Annotated in this window: 27 protein-coding genes and 1 riboswitch; of the genes, 5 read left to right on the top strand and 22 right to left on the bottom strand. The window is 40.7% G+C overall.

The window, feature by feature from the left end; translation table 11 throughout:
• Positions 1 to 3: 3 nt before the first annotated feature.
• Positions 4 to 999, bottom strand: a complete 996-nt coding sequence (gene dapF, locus ACQKFO_RS03260) for a diaminopimelate epimerase (RefSeq protein ID WP_427596859.1) — start codon at positions 997 to 999, stop codon at positions 4 to 6.
• A gap of 184 nt (positions 1,000 to 1,183) precedes the next feature.
• Here dapF and ACQKFO_RS03255 point away from each other — a divergent pair, with 184 nt between their 5' ends.
• Entirely contained in the window at positions 1,184 to 1,480 is a 297-nt protein-coding gene (locus ACQKFO_RS03255) for a hypothetical protein (RefSeq protein WP_427596857.1), read from the top strand.
• Here the strand turns inward: ACQKFO_RS03255 and ACQKFO_RS03250 are convergent, their stop codons facing one another.
• The 15 genes from ACQKFO_RS03250 to ACQKFO_RS03180 form a co-directional block, all read right to left on the bottom strand.
• Positions 1,481 to 2,728: an EAL and HDOD domain-containing protein gene (locus ACQKFO_RS03250; RefSeq protein ID WP_427596855.1), complete on the bottom strand. Its 1,248-nt coding sequence runs from the start codon at positions 2,726 to 2,728 to the stop codon at positions 1,481 to 1,483.
• Between the two features lie 202 nt (positions 2,729 to 2,930).
• Positions 2,931 to 4,220, bottom strand: coding sequence for an NCS2 family permease (locus ACQKFO_RS03245; RefSeq protein WP_427596854.1), 1,290 nt, complete (start codon positions 4,218 to 4,220; stop codon positions 2,931 to 2,933).
• Positions 4,221 to 4,573: 353 nt separating this feature from the next.
• Positions 4,574 to 5,044 carry a 6,7-dimethyl-8-ribityllumazine synthase gene (ribH, locus tag ACQKFO_RS03240; protein ID WP_427596853.1) on the bottom strand — a complete coding sequence of 157 codons (471 nt, stop codon included), beginning with the start codon at positions 5,042 to 5,044 and terminating at the stop codon, positions 4,574 to 4,576.
• Positions 5,045 to 5,056: 12 nt separating this feature from the next.
• Entirely contained in the window at positions 5,057 to 6,250 is a 1,194-nt protein-coding gene (locus tag ACQKFO_RS03235; protein ID WP_427596852.1) for a bifunctional 3,4-dihydroxy-2-butanone-4-phosphate synthase/GTP cyclohydrolase II, read from the bottom strand.
• A 17-nt stretch (positions 6,251 to 6,267) separates the two neighbouring features.
• On the bottom strand, positions 6,268 to 6,924 hold the full coding sequence (gene ribE, locus ACQKFO_RS03230; RefSeq protein ID WP_427596851.1) for a riboflavin synthase: 657 nt from the start codon (positions 6,922 to 6,924) through the stop codon (positions 6,268 to 6,270).
• A gap of 24 nt (positions 6,925 to 6,948) precedes the next feature.
• Complete coding sequence (gene ribD / locus ACQKFO_RS03225; RefSeq protein WP_427596850.1) at positions 6,949 to 8,034, bottom strand: bifunctional diaminohydroxyphosphoribosylaminopyrimidine deaminase/5-amino-6-(5-phosphoribosylamino)uracil reductase RibD; 1,086 nt, start codon at positions 8,032 to 8,034, stop codon at positions 6,949 to 6,951.
• Positions 8,035 to 8,206: 172 nt separating this feature from the next.
• Positions 8,207 to 8,350: riboswitch (FMN riboswitch) on the bottom strand.
• 189 nt (positions 8,351 to 8,539) lie between these two features.
• The gene (locus tag ACQKFO_RS03220; RefSeq protein WP_427596849.1) at positions 8,540 to 8,863 is read right to left on the bottom strand and encodes a four-helix bundle copper-binding protein; all 324 of its coding nucleotides are present in this window, start codon (positions 8,861 to 8,863) and stop codon (positions 8,540 to 8,542) included.
• 53 nt (positions 8,864 to 8,916) lie between these two features.
• Positions 8,917 to 9,612 carry a hypothetical protein gene (locus tag ACQKFO_RS03215; protein ID WP_427596847.1) on the bottom strand — a complete coding sequence of 232 codons (696 nt, stop codon included), beginning with the start codon at positions 9,610 to 9,612 and terminating at the stop codon, positions 8,917 to 8,919.
• A gap of 142 nt (positions 9,613 to 9,754) precedes the next feature.
• Positions 9,755 to 10,630 carry a patatin-like phospholipase family protein gene (locus ACQKFO_RS03210; protein ID WP_427596845.1) on the bottom strand — a complete coding sequence of 292 codons (876 nt, stop codon included), beginning with the start codon at positions 10,628 to 10,630 and terminating at the stop codon, positions 9,755 to 9,757.
• A gap of 153 nt (positions 10,631 to 10,783) precedes the next feature.
• Positions 10,784 to 11,662, bottom strand: a complete 879-nt coding sequence (locus ACQKFO_RS03205) for a GNAT family N-acetyltransferase (protein WP_427596844.1) — start codon at positions 11,660 to 11,662, stop codon at positions 10,784 to 10,786.
• 96 nt (positions 11,663 to 11,758) lie between these two features.
• Positions 11,759 to 12,535 (bottom strand): ABC transporter permease, encoded by a 777-nt coding sequence (locus tag ACQKFO_RS03200; protein WP_427596843.1) that lies wholly within the window; start codon positions 12,533 to 12,535, stop codon positions 11,759 to 11,761.
• Positions 12,532 to 13,434: an ATP-binding cassette domain-containing protein gene (locus tag ACQKFO_RS03195; RefSeq protein ID WP_427596842.1), complete on the bottom strand. Its 903-nt coding sequence runs from the start codon at positions 13,432 to 13,434 to the stop codon at positions 12,532 to 12,534. Before ACQKFO_RS03195 ends, ACQKFO_RS03200 begins: the two co-directional genes overlap by 4 nt.
• Positions 13,431 to 13,646, bottom strand: coding sequence for a PLD nuclease N-terminal domain-containing protein (locus ACQKFO_RS03190; RefSeq protein ID WP_427596841.1), 216 nt, complete (start codon positions 13,644 to 13,646; stop codon positions 13,431 to 13,433). Before ACQKFO_RS03190 ends, ACQKFO_RS03195 begins: the two co-directional genes overlap by 4 nt.
• A gap of 126 nt (positions 13,647 to 13,772) precedes the next feature.
• Positions 13,773 to 14,765 carry a helix-turn-helix transcriptional regulator gene (locus tag ACQKFO_RS03185; protein ID WP_427596839.1) on the bottom strand — a complete coding sequence of 331 codons (993 nt, stop codon included), beginning with the start codon at positions 14,763 to 14,765 and terminating at the stop codon, positions 13,773 to 13,775.
• Between the two features lie 159 nt (positions 14,766 to 14,924).
• Positions 14,925 to 15,248 (bottom strand): DUF4870 domain-containing protein, encoded by a 324-nt coding sequence (locus ACQKFO_RS03180; RefSeq protein ID WP_148969340.1) that lies wholly within the window; start codon positions 15,246 to 15,248, stop codon positions 14,925 to 14,927.
• Positions 15,249 to 15,490: 242 nt separating this feature from the next.
• Here ACQKFO_RS03180 and ACQKFO_RS03175 point away from each other — a divergent pair, with 242 nt between their 5' ends.
• The 4 genes from ACQKFO_RS03175 to ACQKFO_RS03160 all read left to right on the top strand — a co-directional run bounded on the left by ACQKFO_RS03175 (position 15,491) and on the right by ACQKFO_RS03160 (position 18,914).
• On the top strand, positions 15,491 to 16,270 hold the full coding sequence (locus ACQKFO_RS03175) for an undecaprenyl-diphosphate phosphatase (RefSeq protein WP_427596838.1): 780 nt from the start codon (positions 15,491 to 15,493) through the stop codon (positions 16,268 to 16,270).
• A 10-nt stretch (positions 16,271 to 16,280) separates the two neighbouring features.
• Entirely contained in the window at positions 16,281 to 16,880 is a 600-nt protein-coding gene (locus ACQKFO_RS03170) for a DedA family protein (protein ID WP_427596837.1), read from the top strand.
• 63 nt (positions 16,881 to 16,943) lie between these two features.
• Positions 16,944 to 18,074 (top strand): amidohydrolase, encoded by a 1,131-nt coding sequence (locus ACQKFO_RS03165; RefSeq protein WP_427596836.1) that lies wholly within the window; start codon positions 16,944 to 16,946, stop codon positions 18,072 to 18,074.
• A gap of 282 nt (positions 18,075 to 18,356) precedes the next feature.
• Entirely contained in the window at positions 18,357 to 18,914 is a 558-nt protein-coding gene (locus ACQKFO_RS03160) for a GNAT family N-acetyltransferase (protein WP_148969344.1), read from the top strand.
• 82 nt (positions 18,915 to 18,996) lie between these two features.
• Here ACQKFO_RS03160 and ACQKFO_RS03155 read toward each other — a convergent pair whose 3' ends face one another.
• The 6 genes from ACQKFO_RS03155 to ACQKFO_RS03130 form a co-directional block, all read right to left on the bottom strand.
• Positions 18,997 to 19,146 (bottom strand): DUF2639 domain-containing protein, encoded by a 150-nt coding sequence (locus tag ACQKFO_RS03155; RefSeq protein WP_148969345.1) that lies wholly within the window; start codon positions 19,144 to 19,146, stop codon positions 18,997 to 18,999.
• A 60-nt stretch (positions 19,147 to 19,206) separates the two neighbouring features.
• Positions 19,207 to 20,277 carry an undecaprenyldiphospho-muramoylpentapeptide beta-N-acetylglucosaminyltransferase gene (locus ACQKFO_RS03150; RefSeq protein WP_427596834.1) on the bottom strand — a complete coding sequence of 357 codons (1,071 nt, stop codon included), beginning with the start codon at positions 20,275 to 20,277 and terminating at the stop codon, positions 19,207 to 19,209.
• Positions 20,278 to 20,462: 185 nt separating this feature from the next.
• Entirely contained in the window at positions 20,463 to 21,938 is a 1,476-nt protein-coding gene (locus tag ACQKFO_RS03145; RefSeq protein ID WP_427596833.1) for a phytoene desaturase family protein, read from the bottom strand.
• The gene (locus tag ACQKFO_RS03140; RefSeq protein ID WP_427596832.1) at positions 21,935 to 23,029 is read right to left on the bottom strand and encodes a glycosyltransferase; all 1,095 of its coding nucleotides are present in this window, start codon (positions 23,027 to 23,029) and stop codon (positions 21,935 to 21,937) included. Before ACQKFO_RS03140 ends, ACQKFO_RS03145 begins: the two co-directional genes overlap by 4 nt.
• 7 nt (positions 23,030 to 23,036) lie before the next feature.
• Positions 23,037 to 23,756 carry a lysophospholipid acyltransferase family protein gene (locus ACQKFO_RS03135; RefSeq protein ID WP_427596831.1) on the bottom strand — a complete coding sequence of 240 codons (720 nt, stop codon included), beginning with the start codon at positions 23,754 to 23,756 and terminating at the stop codon, positions 23,037 to 23,039.
• Complete coding sequence (locus ACQKFO_RS03130; RefSeq protein ID WP_427596830.1) at positions 23,753 to 24,520, bottom strand: carotenoid biosynthesis protein; 768 nt, start codon at positions 24,518 to 24,520, stop codon at positions 23,753 to 23,755. Before ACQKFO_RS03130 ends, ACQKFO_RS03135 begins: the two co-directional genes overlap by 4 nt.
• Positions 24,521 to 24,670: the final 150 nt, after the last annotated feature.

Genomic DNA, 24,670 nt, shown 5'->3' with positions numbered 1-24,670 from the left:
CGTTTAGGCACTCATAAATACTTTACTATCGACAATGGATTTAGCATGATTTTGAAGCAGTTCGTACGTTCCTTCTTCAGTGAAATCCTGTCTGGAGATTTCTCGATAATCCTCAGGATGTGTGATAGACAATTCAAATTGTGCCTGGTAGAGATATGTTGCATTCCCGATCAGCTCCATATTGTATTGCCCTTCACCTAATCGGTTCACCACGACACGTACTTTTCCACCATTATTATATACGTCTATTTCCTTACCAAACTCATTCTGATCGAGTAAGCATGTCACAAGGCTGGAAGCAGACATAGCCGTCCCACAAGCATTTGTAAAGCCTACTCCTCTTTCGAAGGTACGAACATAAATCGCACCTTTCTCTAATGGATGAACAAAACTTACATTGACTCCATCAGGAAAGAGATTATTGGGACCATTTACTGTTTCAGCGATCGTCTTCTGCTCATTCGAAAGAATATGTTCTGTGCTTACAACACTAATCAGATGAGGATTTGGGACAGCCAGTGCAGTAAACGATAATCGATCTGAAATTTCAGGAATCATCTCGTCCACTAACTCCTCACGATCCATATTCATCGGCAATTTATCCAATTCAAATAATACAGGAGAAATTTCAACATTATACGTCGGTATATTTTCATAGATAGCCTCTTGAACTGAAACCCGCAGATCCGCTTTCATCGTCTGAATCACAATCGTCGTTTTGTCGAGAAGCTCACACACATAACGACCAACACAACGAAGTCCATTCCCGCACATGGATGCTTCAGATCCATCTGCATTGAATACTCTCATTTGTGCATCGCAATGTTCACTTGACAGCACAAAAAGGATTCCATCCGCTCCAATTCCCGATTTTCGATCACATAGTGCAAGGGCAAGATTTTGCCTTGCTTCTTCAGTGAATTCGTATCCATTCGTCATTTCATCAATCAGTAAAAAGTCATTACCTGAGCCATGACATTTAATTAGATTCAAGTTCATCGTGAATCCCTCCACGGTAATTTACTAGTAAACTATTCTTAATAGTCTTAGCTTGCCACAAACAAGCTCTTTTCGCAATCATCTCAACCTATATTATTTATGATAATCCTCATGCTGTGACTTGTAGAAAACTTAAAAGTTGAATTTCTTCGGCCATTTAGAGACAATGGGATGGGTGATGATCATGAAGGATGAGTATACATTTCGGTTTCAAGTTCAAGAGGTAGAAGAAGCATGTGACGAGTTCCATTCACGGGATGTGACTGTATTCGCTCACATTCTGAATGACAAAAAAGACCTTTTACATGAAGGTCTCTTTCGTGTGCGTTTCAATCAAATCGGTATTTATCCATTTCCTAAAGATGTAGCCCGACAAATATCTTCTAAGCACCTCCAGCGATTACTTCTAGTTGAATTGAAGAGATATATAAAGCCTCAAAAAAAATATCTGACTCCCGGGGAGTATAAACCTGTTTGGTAACTAACTGATCTCTGCTGTTTCATCTTGTAAGAGGTCTCGTGCCCATTTACACGATGTTTGATAGCATTCCATCACATCTCCTTTGTTTAACTTCAGTTCGTCCACTTTTGTATCGATTGCTGTCCAGTCAGCTTTTTCAAACAAAATAACCAGATCCAGAATGTCTTTGAACTCGTTTGAGGTACCCGTTAGTGCATCACAGATCTCGTCATTCAATGGTAATTCATTCAGGATTACTTCAATTGGCATAGATAATATCGTTTCCATCAATGAAAACATACCCGTAAGGAAATAGCTCGACTTCATTGAACTGCGATTGTGCTTCTCTGCCAGCAGCTCACACATTTTTGCCCTTGTTAAAGATAATGTAATAACTTCGTTTTCTAATTGCTTCCTTTTACCAACCTGCTCCCTAACCGCTAAAACATAAATCCACCGTTTAATTTCAAGAAGACCCAATAGAACAATAGCCTGTCGAATAGAATGAATTTTATGTTTAGGTCGGTAAGAAGGTGAATTGATTAATTTTAAAAGTTTATAGGACAAAGAAAGATCCTGTTCAATCAATCGACTAATCACATCAATGCTAGGTTCCGTCATTTCCAGACTTTGAATAATCGAATAATAGGAATGAAAATAGTTAGGTACGTCATGGGTAGAAATGATTTTCGGTTTACTAAAGAAATACCCTTGAAAGAAATGGTATCCGTTTTTCCTTGCTTCTTCATATTGGTCCACTGTCTCCACTTTTTCTGCCAGGAGCTTGTACCCCAGTAAATTAGCGAAAACTTCAATCGTTCCCCGGTTAGTGTCTGTGGTATGCAGAAAATCAACCTTCACATAATCCGCAATTTTCATCAATTTTAAGTAGTTAGGATCCGATTCATTAAAGACAAAATCGTCTAATGCTATTTTATAACCCAGCTCCTTTAACTCTAAGCAAACCTTCAGGATTTCAGGACTTGGAATCACATTTTCCAGAATCTCCACAACAATTTCCTTGGGATTGAAGTAGGTAGGGACTCTATCCCTTAAAAGATTTTCTGTGAAATTGATGAAGCATGGCTTCCCAGCGGACAAGCTTTCAAGACCAATATTTAAATAGCTGTTAATAATGACATCGGCCGTTGCCTGGTCTTCATCTATATTCGGAAACATATTCAATTCATTGTTTCGGTAAAGAAGCTCATAAGCTACAGTTTCTCCATTTCGATCAAAAATTGGCTGTCTCGCTACAAACACTTCCATTACACTCACCCCCTGCTGATTTCCTGATATATGCATAAAAATAGTTCAAAAGTTTCATTAATTACTATAATAATAACAAGAAATATGTGGAAAGTCCACGGAATTTGAAAGTAGCTGTAAGGACAAAAAAACTCAAGCAGACAGGTCACAACTACGATTTCAATCGTAATGATGAGCAAATCCACTTGAGTTCTTTACCGCTTTAATGAATCGAATGAACAAAAAAGTTCATAAGGAACAATGCAGCAATGATATATAGAGGAATGGATACTTCTCTTGCTTTACCTGTAGCCAATTTTAAAATAGGATACAGAATAAAACCGATGGCAATTCCATCTGCGATACTGTACGTAAATGGAATCATTGCAATGATAAAAATGGCTGGAAATGCCTCTGTTAAATCACGAAGATCCATATGTCGTATATTTTGAATCATCAAGCCGCCAATGATAATGAGGATTGGGGCGATAGCATGATCTGGAATCCACTTTAAATACGGAATAAACAACACAGATCCCAAGAATAATACTCCAGTAGTCAAACTCGTTAATCCCGTACGACCACCTGCTGTCATGGCTGCAGCACTTTCAACAGTAGAAACCGTCGGACTCGTTCCGAAGAATCCTGATGTAAAGGCAGAAAATGCATTCGCCTGGAACGCTTTAGAGTATTTTTGAGGTTGATCGATCATATCCGTATGTCCATGAACGAGACCGATATTTTCAAATACCAGCACCATCGTGACAGAAAAAACCGCAATCCAAAACGGAATCTCCAAAATGGCACTAAAGGATATTTGACCGAAAACCTGACTGTATTCACTTAATTGGAACGAACTGGACTGAATCGACGGTTCGATTCCAAAGATGAATCCCAGCATGGTTCCAAAAGCAATACTCCATAGAAATTGACCTTTTACATTTCGAACAAACAAAAATATCGTCACCAGGAAAGTCAGCACAGTGGCCAACACCTTTAATTCCCCAAAATCACCAATCATGATGATGGCACTCTCTCCTCTTTGGATGAGACCGCCTTTTTCAAGACCGATAAACATTAAAAACATCCCTAACCCTACAGTGATGGCTTCTTTTAATGTTTTGGGTATCGCTTCTGATAATACTTTTGAAAGCTTTGTAAATGCAATGATCATAAAGAGTATTCCTGAAATCACAACGACAGCTAAAGCTTCCTGCCACGTTAAGCCGGATGATTTTACGAGTGTAAACGTAAACATTGCATTAATTCCCATGCCTGGAACCAGAAGTATTGGTGCATTTGCCCAAAAGGCCATCACCAAACACCCAACGAAGGAGGCAAGAATGGTTGCCATAACCGCTCCTTCAAATGGAATTCCAGCTTCAGAAAGAATTAAAGCATTCACAGCGATGATGTACACGATCGTGAAATAACCGATTGCTCCAGCCATCATCTCCTGCTTCATCGTGGTACCGTGATTTTTTAACTGAAAAATACCTCCACGTGCTTTCATATAATAATCTTCCTATAAAACTGCCCTCTCCCTACCCGCTCCTCCCATAATAAGGGGAGCCACAAAATACTATTCTAGCAAAAGGTCTGACGTTTGCCAATATGTATTTTGTTGGGTACAGGCTGCGGGGTTTTTGTCTTTCCATCAGGAATCCGGCCGAAGAGTGAGAAAATCCAGCGGCTTTTGTGATAAATCCAGCCGTTTTCTGGAATTATCCAGCCGAAATCAACAGGAATCCAGCCGTTTTGGAGAATAATTAAGCCGTTTTACAAATTTATCCACACACCCCACAGATCCCTCACTCGAAAAAAGCCAAGCCTCCCTCCATGGAGACTTGGCTTGGTTGAAAATTTTTACTTATCTATCTCACGAATCAAATTGGCCATTTCGATGGCTGATACCGCTGCTTCCCATCCTTTGTTTCCTGCCTTTGTGCCTGCTCTTTCGATGGCCTGCTCGATTGTGTCTGTCGTTAAGACACCAAAGATGACGGGTACCTCTTCCTGCAGGCTTAGATTGGCCACTCCTTTTGCAACCTCTCCGCTTACGTATTCAAAATGAGCGGTTGCTCCGCGAATGACCGTTCCCAGGGTAACAACGGCATCATATTTCCCTGAACGAGCAAGTTTTTTGGCAATCATAGGGATTTCAAATGCACCTGGAACCCAAGTGACAGAAATATTTCCTTCTTCAACGCCGTGGCGCTTCAATGCATCTTCCGCCCCACCCAGAAGCTTTGATGTGATGAACTCATTGAATCGTGAAACGACAATTGCAACCTTTAATCCTGATCCGACTAAATTACCCTCATAAATTGTTTTCATTGTATTTTCCTCCTAAAATTTAAGTAAATGTCCCAGCTTAGCATGCTTCGTTTTTAAATACTTCTCATTTTCGAATTTCGCCGGCATTTGAATCGGCACTCGATCTGCAATTTCTAAACCGTACCCGTTGATTCCGGCAATTTTTCTTGGATTATTGGTCAGTAGACGCATCTTTGTTATGCCTAAATCCCTCAGTATCTGTGCTCCGATTCCATATTCCCTCAAATCCTCACCAAAGCCCAGTTTTTGATTAGCTTCAACGGTGTCATAGCCTTCTTCCTGGAGCTTATAGGCCTTCAATTTGTTGATTAATCCAATCCCACGACCTTCTTGCCTCATATAAAGCAGTACACCTTTTCCATGCTCTTCAATCTGGGTAAGCGCTGTGGCAAGCTGCGGTCCACAATCACAGCGATTTGAACCGAATACATCTCCCGTCAGGCATTCAGAGTGAACACGGACCAGTACATCTTCATCCTCTGACCACTCGCCTTTCACAAGTGCAATATGCTCTTTTCCTGTAAGGTTTTCTGTGTAAGCAACCGCCTTGAAGTTTCCGAATTCGGTTGGGAGTTCAATTTCCACTTCTCTCGTCACAAGCTTTTCTTTTTTACGTCTGTACCTGATCAGATCTTCAATGGAGATGATCTTAAGATCCCATTTATCAGCCAGTTTCATTAATTCAGGTACTCTTGCCATCGTGCCGTCTTCATTCATGATTTCACAAATGACGCCTGATGGTTGTGCCCCTGACAAAACAGCCAAATCGATGGCGGCTTCTGTGTGTCCTGCCCGTTTTAGTACTCCGCCTTTTTTGGCGACAAGGGGAAATACGTGACCGGGTCTTTTAAAGTCCTCGGGCATTGAGACCGGGTTCAATAATTCCTGTATGGTGGTCGATCTCTCAAATGCACTAATTCCAGTAGTTGAGGATTTATGATCGACAGAAATCGTAAAGGCCGTTCCATGTGGATCCGTATTTGACATCGTCATGGGTGCAAGCTTTAGTTTGTGTGCAATCTCCTCTGTTATCGGGGCACAAATCAACCCTCTTCCTTCTTTAGCCATAAAATTAATGACTTCTGGAGTCGCTTTATCTGCAAGTGCAATAAAGTCTCCCTCATTCTCACGGTTTTCATCATCTACTACGATGACGACTTTACCTGCCTGTAAATCTTCAAGAGCTTCTTCGATCTTATTAAACATGGGGCTACCCCTTCCTATTAGTCAGCGAAACCATTTTGACTTAAAAAATCATAGCTGATGCGGCTTGAATTACTCTTAGACTGTTCCTTTGCTTCATAGAAGCGATGAAAATATTTAGCCATTACATCACATTCAATATTGACACGATCCCCTACTTTTTTCTCGCCAAGAACCGTGTCCCCTCTCGTTTGCGGGATCAACGAAATCGTAATGGCATTACTTTTCACACCAAAAACAGTAAGGGAAGTGCCGTCTATTGCGACAGAGCCCTTCATGATAAACAAGTGGCTCTGATTTTCCGGAATGGAAATGTCCATATACCAAGCATTTTCAACTTTCTCTATTCTAACGATCGTTCCTACTCCATCGACATGCCCATTAACGAAATGCCCGCCGAAACGACCGTTAGCAGCCATCGCCCTCTCCAGGTTCACTTTAGAACCATGGGACAGGTTTCTGAGAGTTGTGCCTTCAAAGGTTTCAGGCATCACGTCCACTTGGAATTGCCTGGAAGTGAATGAAGTGACGGTTAAACAGACACCATTCACACTGATGCTATCTCCAATATGAACGTCTTCGAGAACGCGGCCTGCCGTTATCGTCAGTTCCATTGATGAGGAGGATTTTTTCATGCGTTCAATTGAGCCGATTTCTTCAATGATTCCAGTAAACATCATTTCTCCCCCTTTCAAAAAAGGTTAAATCCTAGGTAAAGCAACAATCTTAATGTCCTTTCCTACTCGCTCAAGACTCTTAATCTCCATTTCAAGACCTTCTGCAATGGTCGGGAAACCGTCCCCTCCAAAACTGGTGAAGGCATAGCTTCCGCCTACAAGCTTGGGAGACATGTATATAACCAATTCCTGAAAGGCTTTTTCCTTCATAAAGGAGGAATGAATGGTAGATCCACCTTCTACATAAAGGGATCCGATATTCCGGGCACCCAGTTCTTTTAATACTGTGAGAATTTCCACCCTTTCCTCAGGGAGGGTGATGATTTCACAGCCTGATTCCATATAGGGCTGCTTCTTTTCTTCATTGACAGAACTGCCTGTAAAGATGAGCGTCCTCATGTCCGAGTCTTCCACTACATGAGAGTGGAGAGGTGTTCGCAAGAAGGTATCTAATATGATTCGAATGGGGTTTTTTCCACCTTGGGGCAAACGGGTGGTAAGGTGTGGGTTATCTTGAATAACGGTATTGACTCCTACTAATATCGCGTCATGCCGGTGACGATCATAGTGGACATCTGTGCGTGAAGCTTCTGAGGTAATCCATTTACTATCTCCTGAAGCTGAAGCTGTCTTCCCATCTAATGTAACAGCTGTTTTAAGGGTTACATAAGGCGTGCTGTATTGAATGAAATGGAAAAAATGCTTGTTTAGTTCGAGTGCTTCTTCTCCAAGCTCTCCGACTATTACTTCTATGCCTGCATCCTTCAACTGTTGAATTCCTCTTCCCGCGACTAGGGGATTCGGATCCGTACTTGCAATATGGACCCGCCTCACTCCGCTGGAAATCAGCAGTTGTGAACAGGGAGGTGTTTTCCCATAATGAGAGCATGGTTCCAGCGTCACATAGACGTCACTCCCCTGCGCTTTGTCTCCAGCCATCTTTATGGCATGAACCTCTGCGTGACCTTCTCCTGCTTTGAGGTGAGCACCCATCCCAACGACTTCTCCATTTTTCACCACAACCGCTCCTACTGCAGGATTGGGTGATGTTTGACCTTGGGTGGTCTTGGCCATAGAGAGGGCAAGCTTCATATATTGTGAATCGTCCAATGGTTTTACCTCCCTTCTTTATCACTATTATTCTAAAATAAATAAACCCCAAGTAAGTTTTTACTTGGGGGAAGTTGGCATGACTGAATAAAGCATTTACATGATTACTTTTTTTGGAAAAACAATCCTCAAAAAAAGATAGACTTCTCGCGTCTGCATCAAGTAAATACTGCCGTTCCTTCTCCCATCCAGACTATCACTGTCGGCTTTGGAATTTCACCAAATCCACCGTCTAATTTTCATTAGCCGGGTCACGGACTAAGAGCATGCGCTCATCACCGCCGGTAGGGAATTTCACCCTGCCCCGAAGGAAACCTATTCGATTATCATTATTCTATCATAGTTTCATAAATGAAATCATGTAAGGAGCACTAAAAATTTATTTTTGTACTAATTTTTTGAATATATATTAGAAACCTCTCTCTATTTCTGATTGCAAGTACTAAGAAAATGCTACAAGAATAAAAAAGAATGCCTCTATTAAATAGAAGCACCTCTTCATTTATTATGCTAATAGCTTTCTGCATTCTTCCGCACATTCAAAACAGGCTTTTGCGCAGTCCTTACAATGTTGCTGGTCATGAGAATTACATTCTGTTCCACACGCATCACAGATTTCTTCGCAAAGGACCAGAATTTGTTGAACAAATTTACTGCTTCGCTGCATGGCATTAATGGCATAGGAACAAATATCCGCACATTCCCGGTCCAGCTCAATGCACATCATCATCGCTCTTTCTTCCTTAAGGGATGCATGATAGCATACATTACATGCTTCCAGACATCGTTGTAAAGCCTTTAAACATGGTTTGTAATCAGCATTCATCATCTCACCTCCACAAACGTTCCTTTTTAGCGTACCCAAATGACAAAAAAGGATAACTATGCGGTCAGAAAATAATCACTGTCTACATACCACAGGAAAATAAGAAGCCAATCCAGTTCATCGTTATATGTTTCATAAAAAGAAACATAACTATGGTGATAGTCAAAGAGCTTTTGAACACTTTGAGGAAGATATCCTTTTTGTAAGGATAAATAATTTTTTTGATTATAATTCAAGATCCATCGTTTGTTTCCTTTATAAATGATAATCGTGTCACCATCATCACTGCGCCATTCAATCGCAGTAGAACTCTGGTATTCCAAATGAAAAACCCTTCCTGTTCCTCCCTTATCGATTTTCATGGATCTGCTCCATCTCAAGAATGGCAGCGGGGGCTTATGTTTTCGGTGAAACATATAATGTTTTGGGTTATTGATCAAGGACGTCCTTTGAATAAAGTATTCTGACCATCCATTCGTTTTTAAGTAATAGGAACCTTCCTTCGTCTGAACCCCGACTAATGAATGCCGGGATACAGGTATTGTTTCATAAAATAATCGGTTCGCTTTCTTTAACTCCTTCTTCATAGTAAAACTGAGATATAGATTTGAACACGCAGGTAAAAAGATTAGCAGGGGAAAATAAAATAATTGTTGAGTCACAATCAGCATTCCTACACCTATGAGAAAATACATGATACTGCGATAAAGCAACGTATATTGTTCATTTTTGTAGATTTGATAGAGGTTCATGAAATGCTCGTCCTTTCAAGGAATCTCTATCATATGTATGTGAAAATCCCTTAAATAGACCATTAATATAGATAAAGCCAACGCTTGCAGAAACCTCAAAACAAGAGATGAGTAGACTTTCTGTCATTCGCTGGCTTATATGTTAGGAATGCACTGGAGCGGCTGTGCGATTCCATTCCATTATTTTTTTATCCTTTGCCTCTGCATCATGATAGCCTTGCCAGTACAATTCGTCCAGCTTTTGTGGATTTTTTTCAATACGGCTTACTTTTAGAGAATGTTGAGGTTGAATGATCAGGACATCCCCATTCTTTTCTCTCGTTTCTAATTCCTTGATTGTTTGATTGTAACGCAAGTAACGGTTCATCATCGTTTTATGTAATTCAGGATATTGAGGGTACTTTTTTTTCACAAGAAAAGAAAATCGTGAAGGCTTTTTATAATAGCCCCTGTTTCTAGTTAAAATGACTACATTTTTCTTAAACCCGTCCTGCTCAGCTTTTTCGATGGGAACAGGGTCACTTATTCCTCCATCTAGAAGATGACGGGATTCAAATTGAACGATTGGAGCGACAAATGGCAGGGAACTGGACGCACGAATAATCGTAAGGAGTTCCTCCCCATAGTCCCTTCTAGAGAAATACGACGGTTTCCCTGTATGACAATCTGTGGTGCCTACAATAAATTCCGTTGAATTAGAGTGAAAAGCTTCATAATCAAAAGGGACCAGCTTATTTGGAATTTCATCAAACACGTAATCCATTCCAAATAACTCTCCTGTTTTCCAATAATTTCGCCAAGATAAATATTTCGGATCACGAATAAAATCTACATTCACCTTCTTATTGCGTCCATTTTGCTTAGATAAATAGGATGCTGCATTACATGCACCCGCGGATACTCCGACAACATAAGGAAATTCAATGCCTCTTTCCAGGAAGTATTCCAATGCTCCCGCCGTGTATATCCCTCTCATTCCTCCACCTTCGAGAACGAGGCCAGTATTTTCAATCAACATCTTCTTGTCTACCTCCCTAATGATGCAAGAATTTTCGTCATCGGCATCGAATAAACGAGAATATTTTCCCTCAAAACAGTAAGAATGTGTACTAATTTGCTCACTGATCTAGCCACTTATTGATTTCATTCTTGATGATTCCGACTCGGTCTCTCATTCATCGTTCTCCACAGGAATAAGCTTAGCGCTACACTTTTTTTCATAGAATTCGATGGGTCCTGCTTCTTTTAATACGGCGTACATATATCCTTTCTCTGCCATGCACTGTAATGCATGATAAAGGAGTCCTTTTCCCACTCCTTTATGACGGGTGTGCGGAAGAACCCCCATCGGTCCGTAAATCCCTTTTTTATTTTTATACACATCAAATGCTGCAAATCCAATTAATTCATCTTTTTCTACCGCTTTGATAATCGGGATGAATTCTTCTGATGATTGAAAGGCCAGCAACAATGTTTTTGACCAGGATTCTCCAAAATGCTCCTCTACCCATAACAATAGTTCTTTTTCATCTTCAGCCTGTACAGGGCTAATTCGGAATTCAGGTTCCACTTCATATCTCCAATCCTTGTTCAATAAATAAACCGTCAAATCCCGGGCTGTAGTAACAGATCGGATAATCTTTTCATGAGGTATAGGATTAAGTTCTTTTTGTAGCTGAGGGTATTCTGGCAGATGGGCGTAAAACGCTTTGATAATATGACCTTCGTTTAAAAACGTTTGATTGTATCTTTTCATGACCTCAATCGACGTGTTCCATACCTTTCTTGCGTGCGTTGATAAAGGAATGGAAAAGCGATCAATTCTTTCTTTATCAGAAGGCTCAGTAGGAATGATAGTAGATATGTTTTCTAACTGTTTCATATAGGGTTCCATAAGGTGATACATCTCCCTTAGAGTACCTTCCTTTACGTGAGCTGCTCCTAAATATAGATCCATGCTTTGAATGCTTGTATGATGATTCCTTTCGGCAATCATATGAGCGTTTTGAATCAATTTGTTTACTTTATTTGTGTATTGAAGTTCTATCATGTTGCCCCTCCCCTCTATTACCATTATTCGACATACTACTCGGTAATCCTTTTACTTTTTATTGAGGTCCGTCCCTCAAAAAAGAAGCTGACCTGGTCAGATCAAATCTTTTTTCTTGTAGAGTGGTGGTGCTATGAGCAGGATGACCAGGCAAAGGATGGCAGTGAAGATAATGGTCCCTGTCAGATGATCCGGCCACGTGCTGTACAGGACGATTTCGTTTACATAGTTGGATAGCTGCCCTGGAGACCACTTTAAGGTTTTGGTCATGTATCCTGACACAAAGGTTAATAATACGGCGATACCGATTGTAAAGAACCCTGCCAGACCCGACGTTTTTACTAAACTACTAAAGAAGATGACCAATGTTAAAATAAAGGTAAGCCACAAGCCATACACGAGGAATCCCTGTATGAATGCTGTAAAATCAATCCCGTTAAATAATACATGAATATAATACCAGCTTGATATCATCCCAAGGCCATAAGAGACCCACACCAGAACAAATGCAGCCATCCATTTTGAATAAATATAAGCTGAATACGAGACGGGCTTCACCAATACCATAACAGCATTTCCGCTCTTTCTCTCTCCTGCAATTACACCCATGAATCCTAATACGATGATGAGGACGCCAAAGGTACTAAACTGGCTGATAGTCGATAATAACACTTCTTCAGATGATGGCGTTGGAATGCTGATGACCGTTCCTTCCGGCAGATCTCCTACTGAATTAATAATGTCGGGTAAATAAAATGCCGTCAATGGTTCCGTTAACCCAAATAAAATGAATACGATGGGCATCCAGATCATCTTATAATTTCGTGTTATTTCCAGCATTTCTTTTCTGAATAAAACCCAGACTGTTTTCATTTTCTAATCACCTCCATAAATAGGTCTTCCAGGCTTTGTTCACTTGTTTCAAATCTGGTCACTCCCCAATGGTTTTCTGAGATCAACGAAAAGATTCTCGCTCTATCCCTCTCCAGTTCACTTACTTCGAAAGAGAGTCGATTTCCGTCTGCTATCAGATGATGAACCCAATCTTTTTGCAGCAGATAAGATTCATATTTTTCAACTTCTTCGCTAAAATACATGTTCAATCTTGGTGTCTGGTGCCTTTTTTTCACTTCTACTAGTGGCCCTTCTTCAATCAGCACACCACCGTGCAAGAACAACACGTCCTCACAAACCTGTTCTGCATCATTCAAAATATGTGTAGAAAAAAGGATCGTGGTTTCATTTTTTAACTTTTTTAACAGCTCCAACACTTCTCTTCTTCCGAAAGGATCTAAGGCAGATACAGGTTCATCAAGGATTAAAAGCTTCGGCTGATGAATAAGAGCTTGAGCTATCCCTAATCGTTGTTTCATTCCACCCGAATACTGACCAATTCTTCGATTCTTTCCATCCAGTAAACCGACTAATTCTAAAAGTTCTTCTCCTCGATATTGAGATGTTTTCCTGGTTAATCCAGCGATTTCACCAGAAAAGGTGAGAAATTCTTTTCCTGACATCCATTCAAAAAAGGAAGGATATTGAGGCAGATAGCCTATCAAATGCCGTATATCTTTAGGAGAACCGCTTGTTGAAATTGATCCATTAGTAGGTGTAATTAACCCTGCAAGCATATTTAAAGTAGTCGTTTTCCCTGCTCCATTGGGACCCAGCAGAGCTGTACAGCGACCTTGCTTTAATTGAAAGGAAAGGTTCTTTACGGCAAGCTTTTCCCTATACTTCTTTTCTAAAGACGTTACTTCTAATACGTTCATCCATCTTGTCTCCTTCCAAAAACGAAATACACAACCGGCCCAATAATATTGATGAACAGGATAATGAGAACCCACAGCCATTTAGGTCCATTCGTTGATTTAATCCGGATCAAATCAATCACTGCAACCACCATGAGTATGAATTGAATAAGGATGACAGGTGCAATAATCCCCCAATTTATTGACTTAAATGCTTCTTGTAATTCGTTCATCTCCGATTCCTCCTTTTGTTTTCACATATAAGACGGAGGAGAATGAAAATCGTTCATTTTTCTTTTTAATAAGTTTCTGAAACAATAAAAAGCACTGAGCCCCATGCAATGAGGTTCAGTGCTTCATTATTGAAGATATAAGGAATACAGCTTAGTCACTTCCGTTTTCACGGTGTCCACCAGGGAAGGAGGAGATATGACTCTCGCCTGGCTGCCAAAATTCAGGATCCAGTTCACCAGTCCACTACTGACACGGGCTTTTGTGGTTAGAATAAAATGGTCTTCACCATCTCTTTGAATGTCTATATCCTTTCCGAACATATCTATGATCACATTGATGAGGTGGTTTTGAAACGAAACTTTGATCCATTCTTCATCACCTGCAAACATATGAAAGGTGGATTGTACATACTTAGATACATCAAAGGGTTCGTATGGAAAGGTTTCAGAAAGGGGTTCTACATTCCTTAATCGATCCACACGGTAGTGGCGGATTTCGTCTGCTTCAAAATAATAGGCAATGAGATAGTAGAAATCATTTGCCCATGCAAGGGCATAGGGCTTCACTTTATAAAGCTTTCCCTCGTGACTCAGGTTAAACTGTTTCTTCACGTCGTAACGACCATATTGGAAGGTAATCATTCTACGTTCTGCTATTGCTTCATGTATATCATGAATGGCTAGACGAATATAGGGACTTTCACTTTTAATGGAGGAATCGATTTGAATTTCATTATGCAGCTTTTTCCCTTGATGTAGACTTGTGAGCCTCTTTATTTTCCCAGTCAGCTGCCTCGTTTCCTTCTTTGATATAAATTTGGCCGAAACAACTGCATCAATGAGCATGCGAAGTTCATATAGCTCGAACAGGCGATATTGATGACTATAATATTTAGGCAGCCCTTCTTTTTCCTGGTTTATGGTTACATCGAAATTATTTCTGATGAGATGCTCTAGGTCATCTTTTAATGAATTCTTGTTCAATTTCACGTCAGGACCAAACATCTGCTTAAAACGCAGAATAATATCATCCAAACTCAACTCATGATCCTCATCGGTTTCTTCACTCAAAATACCCATCAGCCTAAGCACTCTTTCTTTATTATCCACCCTCGTCATTTTGAGATGCTCCTTTCGGGGACAGACCTATTTTTCTAAATGGAAAGACATTTTTATAAAACTATCAATATTCCGATATTTTTGTCAACACTTTAATTTTTAAAATGGTTTGAATGCCGCAGAAAAAAGAACCCATGGATGCTCATGGGTTCCCAGCTGCTATTTAAGTAATCGAAAGACCGTTGGAATTCTATAATGCTCACCCTCATAGGCTCTGATCGCTCCCAATATCGTAAAGATCAAGGCCAGGACACCCACGACAGGAGCCAGAACAAATCCAATCAGCACCACCATCAAAATGGTGCTTACCAAACCATAAACGGCATATGAAATAAGAAAGTTGAAGTATTCCTTTCCATGAAAATCCACAAACTCTGATTCATCCTTTTTGATTAGCCAGATGATCAATGGTCCAATGAATGCTGTGAAGAAGCTTAATATATAAATAAGAGCTGCCATCATTCTTTCATCTTTTGTCGGCATATTGAAATTCCTCCTTTTCACTGTTCACCTTAAATTAGAGTAAACAGACAGTTTGATTCTATCCTCCTCTATATTTACGTGCATTCAGCCCGAAAGTTTCATCCAATCACGTATTTTTTTGAGAACCTTTGAAGACAAATTCACCAAACTTCAGGACAGTCCTCATGAAACGTGAAAGGATGGAATATATGTTAAAAAGAGGAGTTTGTCCTTAGTGGACTTGCAGAAAGGTAGTGGTGGATTTGAATAAATTTGAAGCCTTTATTCTGGGAATCATTCAAGGTTTAACAGAGTTTCTTCCCATTTCAAGCACAGGTCATCTTTATCTTGGAAGGCTTAGCTTTGGCTTGGAGGAAGCTGGACTTTTCTTGGATACGATGCTTCATATCGGAACTTTGATCGCTGTTCTCGTTGTGTATCAAAAGGAACTTCTCTACATGCTGAGGCACCCCTTTAGTAAACTATCGTGGATTCTCATAATTGGGACGATCCCGGCTGTAATCGTTGGATTTTTGTTCGAAGATTTCTTCGACTCAATCTCAAAGTCGGGTTCAACCATAGGATGGGAGTTTCTTGCAACGGGATGTATTATGTATTTTGCAGATGGAGTGAAAAATGGCTATAAAAAACTGGATGATCTTTCTTATACAGATGCAGTGGTGATCGGGAGCTTTCAAGCAGCTGCCATATTCCCGGCATTATCAAGGTCAGGCTTAACCATTGCGGCAGGTTTATTCAGAAAACTGGACAGGGAAACCGCGGCATACTTTTCCTTTCTTCTCTCTACCCCTGCCATACTCGGAGGGATCGTGCTTCAAGGAAAGGAAATGATTGGAGGAACTGTTGAAGCCATCTCTTTTTCAAGTTTAGCCTTCGGAACAATAAGTGCCGCAGTATTCGGATACTTTGCTATCCTTACGATGGTTAATTTCTTGAAAAAGCACTCACTTAAAATTTTCTCCTACTATGTGTGGGCTCTGGGGCTCTTGATTCTCTTTCTTCAATACTCTGGGATTATGTAGGAGGAACACGATGAACCATGAAGCGATTATACAAATCCTTACACAATTAACTGATTTGGGTTATGCAGGAATCGCACTTGCACTCATGATAGAAGTGATTCCAAGCGAGCTTGTATTAAGCTATGCAGGATTTATGGTGAATGCCGGTAAACTCTCCTTCATTGGAGCGTTCCTTAGCGGTGTCATCGGGGGCACACTTGCACAACTATTTCTCTATTGGCTTGGGTACTATGGTGGCCGCCCTTTTTTTGAAAAATATGGAAAGTATCTACTTATTCAGCAAAAGCATTTGACGGCTGCTGAAACGTGGTTTGATAAGCATGGCACCATCGTCATTTTCACCGCTCGATTTATTCCGATTGTCCGTCACGCCATCAGTATTCCAGCTGGGATCACCCGGATGCCTCTTTCTACTTTTAGTCTTTATACCTTTGCAGCCATGCTTCCCTGGACATTATTGTTTATGGTCATCGGGATGGAGCTGGGCACTCACTGGGAGCACATAGAAGTAATCGGAGTACGCTATATTAAGCCTTTGAGTTTCATTGCAGTTGTTGGAACATTTCTCTATCTATTTTTTTCCTATTGGAGAACCAAAAGGAAGGATTAACTTCTTTTTTTCCTTGAAATTGTTTAAAATAAGAAGGAAATAAGACCTACGAAAGGATTACCTATGAATTCGATACTTTTAAAGAACGCAACCATATACCCCATCACATCAAAGCCCATACAAAACGGCTCTTTACTCATAAAAGACGGAAAAATCAAGCAGATATACTCACATAGCGTAGAACCATCCCGAGAGGATTCAGTGTATGATTGCCAGGGAAAATTTCTTTTCCCCGGTTTCATCGACTCTCATACCCACCTGGGGTTATACGACGAAGGCACTGGATGGGCAGGTAATGATGCCAATGAAACCATCGAGCCCATGACTCCTCATATCCGTGCATTCGATGGCGTTTATCCATTGGATCCCGGTTTTAAAGATGCCCTGAAGTACGGTGTCACAACGGTGAATGTCATGCCGGGGAGCGCAAATGTCATCGGAGGTACGACTTCTGTGATCAAAACCTATGGCTCAACGATTCGAACGATGCTCATTAAAGAAACCTCGGGATTGAAAATTGCCCTGGGGGAGAACCCGAAGCGCATTCACAGTACCGGCAACAATGATTCCATTACAAGAATGGGCATAATGGGTATGCTTAGAGAAGCATTTTTCTCTGCTAAATATTGCGATCAACCTGAAGATCTCAGGGTTGCACCTTTAGTATCTGCATTAAAACGTGAAATCCCGGTTCGGATACATGCTCACCGTGCAGATGATATCTTGTCTGCCGTCCGGTTTGCCGAGGAATTCAATTTGGATTTTCGTATTGAGCATTGTACAGAAGGACATCTCATTTCCGAGGAATTTCATGGTAAGAATATAAAGGTTTCTGTAGGGCCGACCTTTACGAGAAGATCGAAAGTAGAACTGAAAAACAAAAGCTGGATCACGTATCAAAAACTGACGGAAGCTGGTGTCGAAGTATCGATCACGACAGATCACCCGTACACTCCGATTCAGTACTTAAATATGTGTGCAGCTATCGCGGTTCGTGAAGGATTGCCGGAACAAAAAGCTCTTGAAGGCATCACCATCCTGCCCGCCAGAAACCTTGGTGTATCTGACCGGATCGGTAGTATCGAGGTGAACAAGGATGCCGATTTAGTCCTTTGGAGCCACCATCCATTTCATTTTATGGCAAAGCCCATCATAACGATGGTGAATGGAGAAATCGCTTATCAAAACGTGTAGAAATTTGTTAAAAATTTTCATCAAAATTTAGCATTTTACCTATTTCCTTTTTGTTATATTTCGTATATGATACAAATGGATAATATATTTCCGATTACATTGTTCTAACGAGTTTTATTTTTATATAGAGTGATTGTAATGAAGGGAAGGCAAAAGGTGCGCCACCAGTTTCTTGACTGGTCTTAGTGGGTTCGATTCCCACCCCGAAATTTTTTAGTTACCATTTAAAAATTTCGAGGGTGGAATCGTACGCAAGTAGACTGCCCTCAAGGAGGGTCTACTATGATCAAGAAACGTGAATTACATGAGTGTCATGAGCTCTATGACCTGATGGTGCACCCGGATGTCTTCCCTTTTGTGCGTCAAAAAGCTCAATCCTATGAGGAGCTCCTATTCTTAACGAAACAAACGATTGAAGCCGAGGAACGTGGAGAACTCATATCACGGACGATTCTGGACGAATGGGGCAACCCGATCGGAACGATAAACTTATTTGATATTCAAGAAAATGCGGGATTCCTGGGAACCTGGATCGGCAAGCCCTATCATGGAAAAGGATACAATCAGCCAGCCAAAGATGCATTCTTCGCAGAGCTATTCTTTGAATTGGGTATGGAAACCATCTTCATGAGAATCCGCAAAGTGAATACCCGCTCCCAAAAAGCAGCAGAAAAACTTCCATATGTTTTAAAAGCGAATGAAACAAGGAAATCCCTTTACGAACAATTAAATGCTCAAGAAGAAGTATATGATTTATATGAAATCCCTAAAGACTTATATACACTTTATCTATATCAGCATCAACAATCCCAAGACGAAGAGCAAGCGTTGGAAGCTTAGGATAAAAACCAATATATCATATACTATGATTTTCAGCCTACAAAAAATAGGAGCTGCTCAAATTTAACGGCAGCTCCTATTTTTATTTCTTTTTCGCTACTTTTTCGAAATACAAATTTCTAACGACAAAGGTTTTATAATTCTCCAATTTTCTTTTTTCCAGCGGATGATAATTGATTCCCGCCTTTTTAAGCTCTTGAAGGTACCACCCTTTGGAAAATTGATAAGCCATTTTACCTCTCCCCTTCAACCATTTATATACTATATGCTTAAAGGAGAGTACAATGACTTTTTATCGTGACATAGATGAAAGTTCCTTATACATGTCTTGTATAGTATAAGCTTTTTGACCTTTTTCCATGTTGTGGATATAGGTATCTCGATTTTCTTTTAACTCCTTGACTTTCACGAGAAAGCTCGTTTCGGTCAGCTCTTCTTCTTCCAGCTTTAATGCATATCCATTCTTTACGAAGCTGTTAGCGTTAAGGATCTGATCTCCCCGGCTCGCTTCCCTTGAAAGGGGAATCAGTAACATTGGTTTTTTCAACGCAAGAAATTCAAAGATCGAATTCGATCCCGCACGCGATATCACATAGTCTGTCATCGCTAAATAGTGAGGAAGCTCACCTTTTATAAATTCATATTGTCGATAGCCCTTTTGGGTATAAGTTTCATCGATATTCCCTTTCCCGCATATGTGTATGATTTGAAAATGGGATATCAGGTCATCCAGATTCCCTCTTACCGCTTCGTTAATTTTTCTGGCACCAAGACTCCCACCCATAATCATCAATACAGGCTTATCTTCATAATACCCGGTTAATCGTTTTCCTTCTCGTGCATCTCCTGTAAACAACTCTTCACGAATGATCGCTCCTGCACATAATGATTTATCACTTGGAAGTGATTGAACCGTCTCTGGAAAAGTGGTGAAGATTTTGGTGGCGAATGGAACCGCTAATTTGTTCGCGAGTCCAGGTGTTACATCTGATTCATGAATCGCTACTGGAATCTTCGCAATCTTGGCAGCCATGACGACTGGAACGGAAACAAATCCCCCTTTTGAAAAGATGATGTCTGGTTTCGTCTTTCGAATGACAGCTAATGCATCGAACACACCCTTCATCACCCGGAATGGATCCGAAAAGTTTTTCCATGAAAAATATCGTCTGAGCTTTCCGCTTGAAATACTTTCGTACGGAATATGAGGAAACTGTTCAGTTATGATTTCCTTTTCGATTCCGTCTTCAGATCCAATATACGTTATCTCCCAGCCTTCTTTTTCAAAGTGTGGGATCAGTGCCGTGTTTACCGTAACGTGACCTGCTGATCCACCACCTGTAAATAAAATACGTTTACTCATATGTATAAACTCCTAACTCGATTTTCTAATATCTTTCTCAATCATCATTATACACTTTACCAAAAATGCAGGTGGTATAGAACTACGAAAATTTGACAAAAGGAAAAGGTTCCTCCTGTCATGATCAATAGGAACCCTTTTGAATCTCTAGTGAAGCACCCATAGGAACTTGTCATGAAGGCTTCCTAAAACATTGCTTTATTATCTCGCTTCAGAATGTAGTTCGCTACATTTCTTCCGCTTATTGTGACCATCGGGGAGCCACCACCCGGATGAGTCGTACCTCCGACATAAAAGAGGTGCTCAATGTCCTTGCTGACGTTGGAAGGGCGAAGGAACGCTTCTGTCATCCGGTGGGAAGCAAGGCCATATAGAGAGCCTTTATAGGCGGAGAATTTTTGTTTGATCGTATCCGGGGTGAATACTCTCTCTACTTCCAATGATTCACGTATAGGTAGACCTTTAGCTTCCAGTTTCTGATAGATCTTCTCCTTATACGCATCTGCTTGCTCGTTGGACAGAGGAGCGGCTGGAGCATTCACAAGGATGAACAAATTGCTTCCCTTTGTAATACGGGAATCTGTGGCAGCTGAATGACTGATATAAATTGTAGGATCACTTGGCAGTTCTTTCTTCATGAAAATCTCCGAGAACTCCTTTTGATAATCTTCTGTGAAATATACTTGGTGATGATGAACGGAATCCTGATAGGTCCTTAACCCTGCCAGAATGACAAAGGCGGAAATGGAAGGTTCGTAGGTATCCAATTTCCTATCAGGATGGCTTGGTCTATCTTTCTCTTCAATAAGATTCTTCGTAGCCGTGATAAAATCTCCATTCACAATTACATCATGAGCAGATATCGTATCGCCGTCTTCCGTTACAACACCCACTGCTCTTTTGTCCTTGACCACGATCTCTTTAATTCTTTTTCCCAGGTGGACAGTCCCCCCCAGTTCTTTAAAGAATTGATAGAATCCCTTTGCTATCCTAGTGTTTCCACCATTCGTATAATACACCCCTTCTTTCATCTCAAGATGGCCGATCAACGAAAAGGTCGCAGGACACGCGTACGGTGATGATCCAATATATGTTGCATATCGATTGAACACCTTCAACACATCCTCATCCTGAAAGAACCTTCGATGAAAATGATCCATCTTTTCAAAGGGACGGACCTTCATAAAGCTATAAGATAGCTGAGGGGAGAGATAATCCCGCCATGAACTGAAAACCCGGTAGAAAAACCCCCGCTCGGCTAATGTATATAACTCTTCTACTTCCCTTAAGTACTCTTTGTAATGAGATGCCCCATACGGATCCAGCTTTTCAAGTTCCTCAATCATTTCCTCCGGATCCGCTGATTGATATAGAATTCTCCCATTGTGAAAGACATTTTTCGTATGTTTTACAAGTCTTTCAAACTGAAAATAATGAGAAGACTCTCCTCCGGCATCATTGATCACCGATTGAAATACTTCAGGCATGGTAATGGTATTAGGACCAAAATCAAAGGAATAGCCATCCAGTTCAACAGGCATCATCTTCCCTCCCGGATGAGGGTTCTCTTCTATGATCGTTACATTGTAGCCTTTGCTTTGAAGAGAAATTCCTGCGGACAATCCTCCTAATCCTCCTCCGATAATGACGATATCCTTCATGAATAGGTCCTCCCCTTCCAAGCGTATCCCTGTTTCTTCATCCCTCTCAGCATCGAAGCCCACATAATGATGATAAAGCTTATAGAAGCAACCGGCATGATAAGAAAATGCCATCTGGATTGATTGGAAGCAATATCAATCAAGAGGGTTTGTACCCATATCGCAACCAACGGAACACAATAGCTCCTTTCCCCTGCCACTAATCCATATAGGAACAGAGGAAGGGGCAATATGTAAAATATGAAGTAAAAAAGGGAAAGCAGTATAACGGAAATGGGATTTCTCCCTAATCCTATATAAATATTCTTCAAGAAACCTGCCCATACTTCCCTATTGGTATCATACATATGACATGTCACGTCATACGAATTGTTGACGATTGTTACCTTCCAACCCTTCTCTTTCACTTTCCTTGCAATATGCACATCTTCTATTAAAGATGATTTCACCGCTTCATGACCACCGCACTCTTCATACGCTTCCTTCTTAAAAAACATAAAGGCCCCGTGTGCAGCCGTAAATGCTTTATTCGTCGTATGATTGGCAACTGCAATAGGTAAATGAAAATATACCAGGAAATGTTGAAACGGAACCAGCATCTTACTGAGTAAAGTAGGAATGGGAAATTGCGGAAATCCCGTCACAAGCCCTGCATTGTAGTGGTTCATCTGGAACAATACTTTCTCAATAATCGATGGGGACACCCGTACATCAGCATCAAGGAAAAAATAATACGTTCCGCCTGCATGTCTGCTAAGCTCCTTGCATGCATGGACCTTTCCTACCCAGCCTTTTGGGAGAGGCTTCCCATTGACTACCTTGAAACGGGAATCCCCTGTCGTAAGTTGATTTAGGAGCTCTTTCGTACGATCCGTCGATCCATCATCTAAAATGATAAATTCAACATGTGAATGGGTAATCTTCTTAATATTTGCAATTAATCCCCTCACATTCCTTTCTTCATTTCTCATCGGCACCAGTATAGAAACAAGCTCATTAGAAGATAACTTACTGGATAGCTTCGGCAAAAAGAGGAGATTGATGAATGTGACCAGAACAAATATGAGTGTGATGAGGATATAATAATTCATTGTCTATTCACCTCTGATTCCTTCTTTTCCAGAAACTCAACCATTCACTATTCGTAGGGAATCCTTTGAGTAATAATTGAAAACTTGACAGGTCTTCCTGAATGATATCGGTTCTTAGTGAATCTAGCCTCATTTCCATAATCGTCCTTAAACTGTCTGTAAGCTCTTTTCTTGATTGATTTATATGATCTCCATTCTCTTCACAGATCCGGATAAATAGTTCAGGCCTTTGATCATGACGAAATGTGTAGTAGAACGTGACCATCGTAACCTTTATCCCCGGGTTACGTTCGATTAAAAAGCCAGGTCCACTCATAAATGAAAGTGGTCTCTTCTCAAGATGCTCTTCCTTCCCCTGTGGAAAGATCCAGACGGTTTTTTTTTGTTGCAGGCATTTTTCAGCAAACTTTAAAGAAGAGACTAGGTCTTTGGGTGAATCAGGGTTCACAGAGAATGCTCCGATTTTACGAAAAAAAGAATAGTCCTCCATCCCTTTCTGACTCATCATCGCATAGCTGTCTTCCTTTATAACATAATGATTTAAGTAAAAGACCATCAACCCGTCCCACCAGCTCGAGTGATTCGCGAGTATCAAGTGTCCGGAAGATGATTTCCCTCCCTCCCTCTGGTCATCGATCCATACACGATAAAAATGTTTTTTCAGCTGAAAAGTAAGGTAGTTGGCCAAGATGCGTTGAAATCCCGGACTTTTCTTCGGTTCAATCATGCTACCTTCTCCAATCGTTTTCTAAGTAAGAGAGACACACCGTAAAATGCCAACGTAACCCAAACAGCCAGCCACAGGCCTTCTACGATCGCTGTCACGATAAACATAAAAATCACGAGGAAATACAACCATCTCATCCGCGAGCTCCAATGTGAAGAAACTCCCTCGTGTTTTATCCAATAGTAAAGAAAAAATTGTATGAAGAAAGAAACAAAAAACCAGCCTAAGAAATTTTGAGTTGGAATGTCATAATATATCCCATCCTCATCCCATACCCAATACTCCCGGCCTTTAAAAGCAACCGGATCAATAATCAGGTCCATCGTCACCGCTAAAATGGACGTGATTGTGCTATAGATAAACGCTCCCATTACAGTCTTTCTTTGGTATAACAGAAATTCATAGTGTGCCATACTCGTGAAGATCACCATGACCCAGGCAAAGCCTATGGTGATGGGTACACCAACCAGTTGAAATCCAAAGTCTTTTTCATAATGATAAGAACCAAATATCAGACCATAATGAACGCCTAAAGACTCCGCGAAAATCGTAAGCAGCATAATACCCAACGCGATGATGGCCCCGATTTGTCCCCCGAATTTCTTCATTGCATAAAGAATAGCCAAAAAACCGGCCAAATATAAGAAAACGGCATTCGCCCATTGAAGGGAGGGAGGAAGCCAATCAAGAGAAACGAGGATGATCCCCACTCCGTACCATATAATAAACACAAACCAAATCCAGTCCTGCCATTGTTTAGTCATTCTCTGCCTCCCTGACAACTTAATCTTTCAACGCCCATAATAAGAGTGATCCGATAAAATGCATATTTGACTCTCTATCACTTGAAAATATGATACAGTATGATAGTGAATTTATCATATTTTCAAGTGATATTTAGTAAAGGAGTCCAT

The organism is Rossellomorea sp. NPDC071047, from assembly GCF_050270195.1.
Taxonomy (GTDB): domain Bacteria; phylum Bacillota; class Bacilli; order Bacillales; family Bacillaceae_B; genus Rossellomorea.
This window is presented reverse-complemented; position numbering and strand designations above follow the sequence as displayed.

Coding starts and splice junctions, on each gene's coding strand:
- dapF (WP_427596859.1), bottom strand. CDS start 999: ATGAACTTGAATCTAATTAAATGTCATGGCTCAGGTAATGACTTTTTA.
- ACQKFO_RS03255 (WP_427596857.1), top strand. CDS start 1,184: ATGAAGGATGAGTATACATTTCGGTTTCAAGTTCAAGAGGTAGAAGAA.
- ACQKFO_RS03250 (WP_427596855.1), bottom strand. CDS start 2,728: ATGGAAGTGTTTGTAGCGAGACAGCCAATTTTTGATCGAAATGGAGAA.
- ACQKFO_RS03245 (WP_427596854.1), bottom strand. CDS start 4,220: ATGAAAGCACGTGGAGGTATTTTTCAGTTAAAAAATCACGGTACCACG.
- ribH (WP_427596853.1), bottom strand. CDS start 5,044: ATGAAAACAATTTATGAGGGTAATTTAGTCGGATCAGGATTAAAGGTT.
- ACQKFO_RS03235 (WP_427596852.1), bottom strand. CDS start 6,250: ATGTTTAATAAGATCGAAGAAGCTCTTGAAGATTTACAGGCAGGTAAA.
- ribE (WP_427596851.1), bottom strand. CDS start 6,924: ATGTTTACTGGAATCATTGAAGAAATCGGCTCAATTGAACGCATGAAA.
- ACQKFO_RS03220 (WP_427596849.1), bottom strand. CDS start 8,863: ATGATGAATGCTGATTACAAACCATGTTTAAAGGCTTTACAACGATGT.
- ACQKFO_RS03215 (WP_427596847.1), bottom strand. CDS start 9,612: ATGAACCTCTATCAAATCTACAAAAATGAACAATATACGTTGCTTTAT.
- ACQKFO_RS03210 (WP_427596845.1), bottom strand. CDS start 10,630: ATGTTGATTGAAAATACTGGCCTCGTTCTCGAAGGTGGAGGAATGAGA.
- ACQKFO_RS03205 (WP_427596844.1), bottom strand. CDS start 11,662: ATGATAGAACTTCAATACACAAATAAAGTAAACAAATTGATTCAAAAC.
- ACQKFO_RS03200 (WP_427596843.1), bottom strand. CDS start 12,535: ATGAAAACAGTCTGGGTTTTATTCAGAAAAGAAATGCTGGAAATAACA.
- ACQKFO_RS03195 (WP_427596842.1), bottom strand. CDS start 13,434: ATGAACGTATTAGAAGTAACGTCTTTAGAAAAGAAGTATAGGGAAAAG.
- ACQKFO_RS03190 (WP_427596841.1), bottom strand. CDS start 13,646: ATGAACGAATTACAAGAAGCATTTAAGTCAATAAATTGGGGGATTATT.
- ACQKFO_RS03185 (WP_427596839.1), bottom strand. CDS start 14,765: ATGACGAGGGTGGATAATAAAGAAAGAGTGCTTAGGCTGATGGGTATT.
- ACQKFO_RS03180 (WP_148969340.1), bottom strand. CDS start 15,248: ATGCCGACAAAAGATGAAAGAATGATGGCAGCTCTTATTTATATATTA.
- ACQKFO_RS03170 (WP_427596837.1), top strand. CDS start 16,281: ATGAACCATGAAGCGATTATACAAATCCTTACACAATTAACTGATTTG.
- ACQKFO_RS03165 (WP_427596836.1), top strand. CDS start 16,944: ATGAATTCGATACTTTTAAAGAACGCAACCATATACCCCATCACATCA.
- ACQKFO_RS03160 (WP_148969344.1), top strand. CDS start 18,357: ATGATCAAGAAACGTGAATTACATGAGTGTCATGAGCTCTATGACCTG.
- ACQKFO_RS03155 (WP_148969345.1), bottom strand. CDS start 19,146: ATGGCTTATCAATTTTCCAAAGGGTGGTACCTTCAAGAGCTTAAAAAG.
- ACQKFO_RS03150 (WP_427596834.1), bottom strand. CDS start 20,277: ATGAGTAAACGTATTTTATTTACAGGTGGTGGATCAGCAGGTCACGTT.
- ACQKFO_RS03145 (WP_427596833.1), bottom strand. CDS start 21,938: ATGAAGGATATCGTCATTATCGGAGGAGGATTAGGAGGATTGTCCGCA.
- ACQKFO_RS03140 (WP_427596832.1), bottom strand. CDS start 23,029: ATGAATTATTATATCCTCATCACACTCATATTTGTTCTGGTCACATTC.
- ACQKFO_RS03135 (WP_427596831.1), bottom strand. CDS start 23,756: ATGATTGAACCGAAGAAAAGTCCGGGATTTCAACGCATCTTGGCCAAC.
- ACQKFO_RS03130 (WP_427596830.1), bottom strand. CDS start 24,520: ATGACTAAACAATGGCAGGACTGGATTTGGTTTGTGTTTATTATATGG.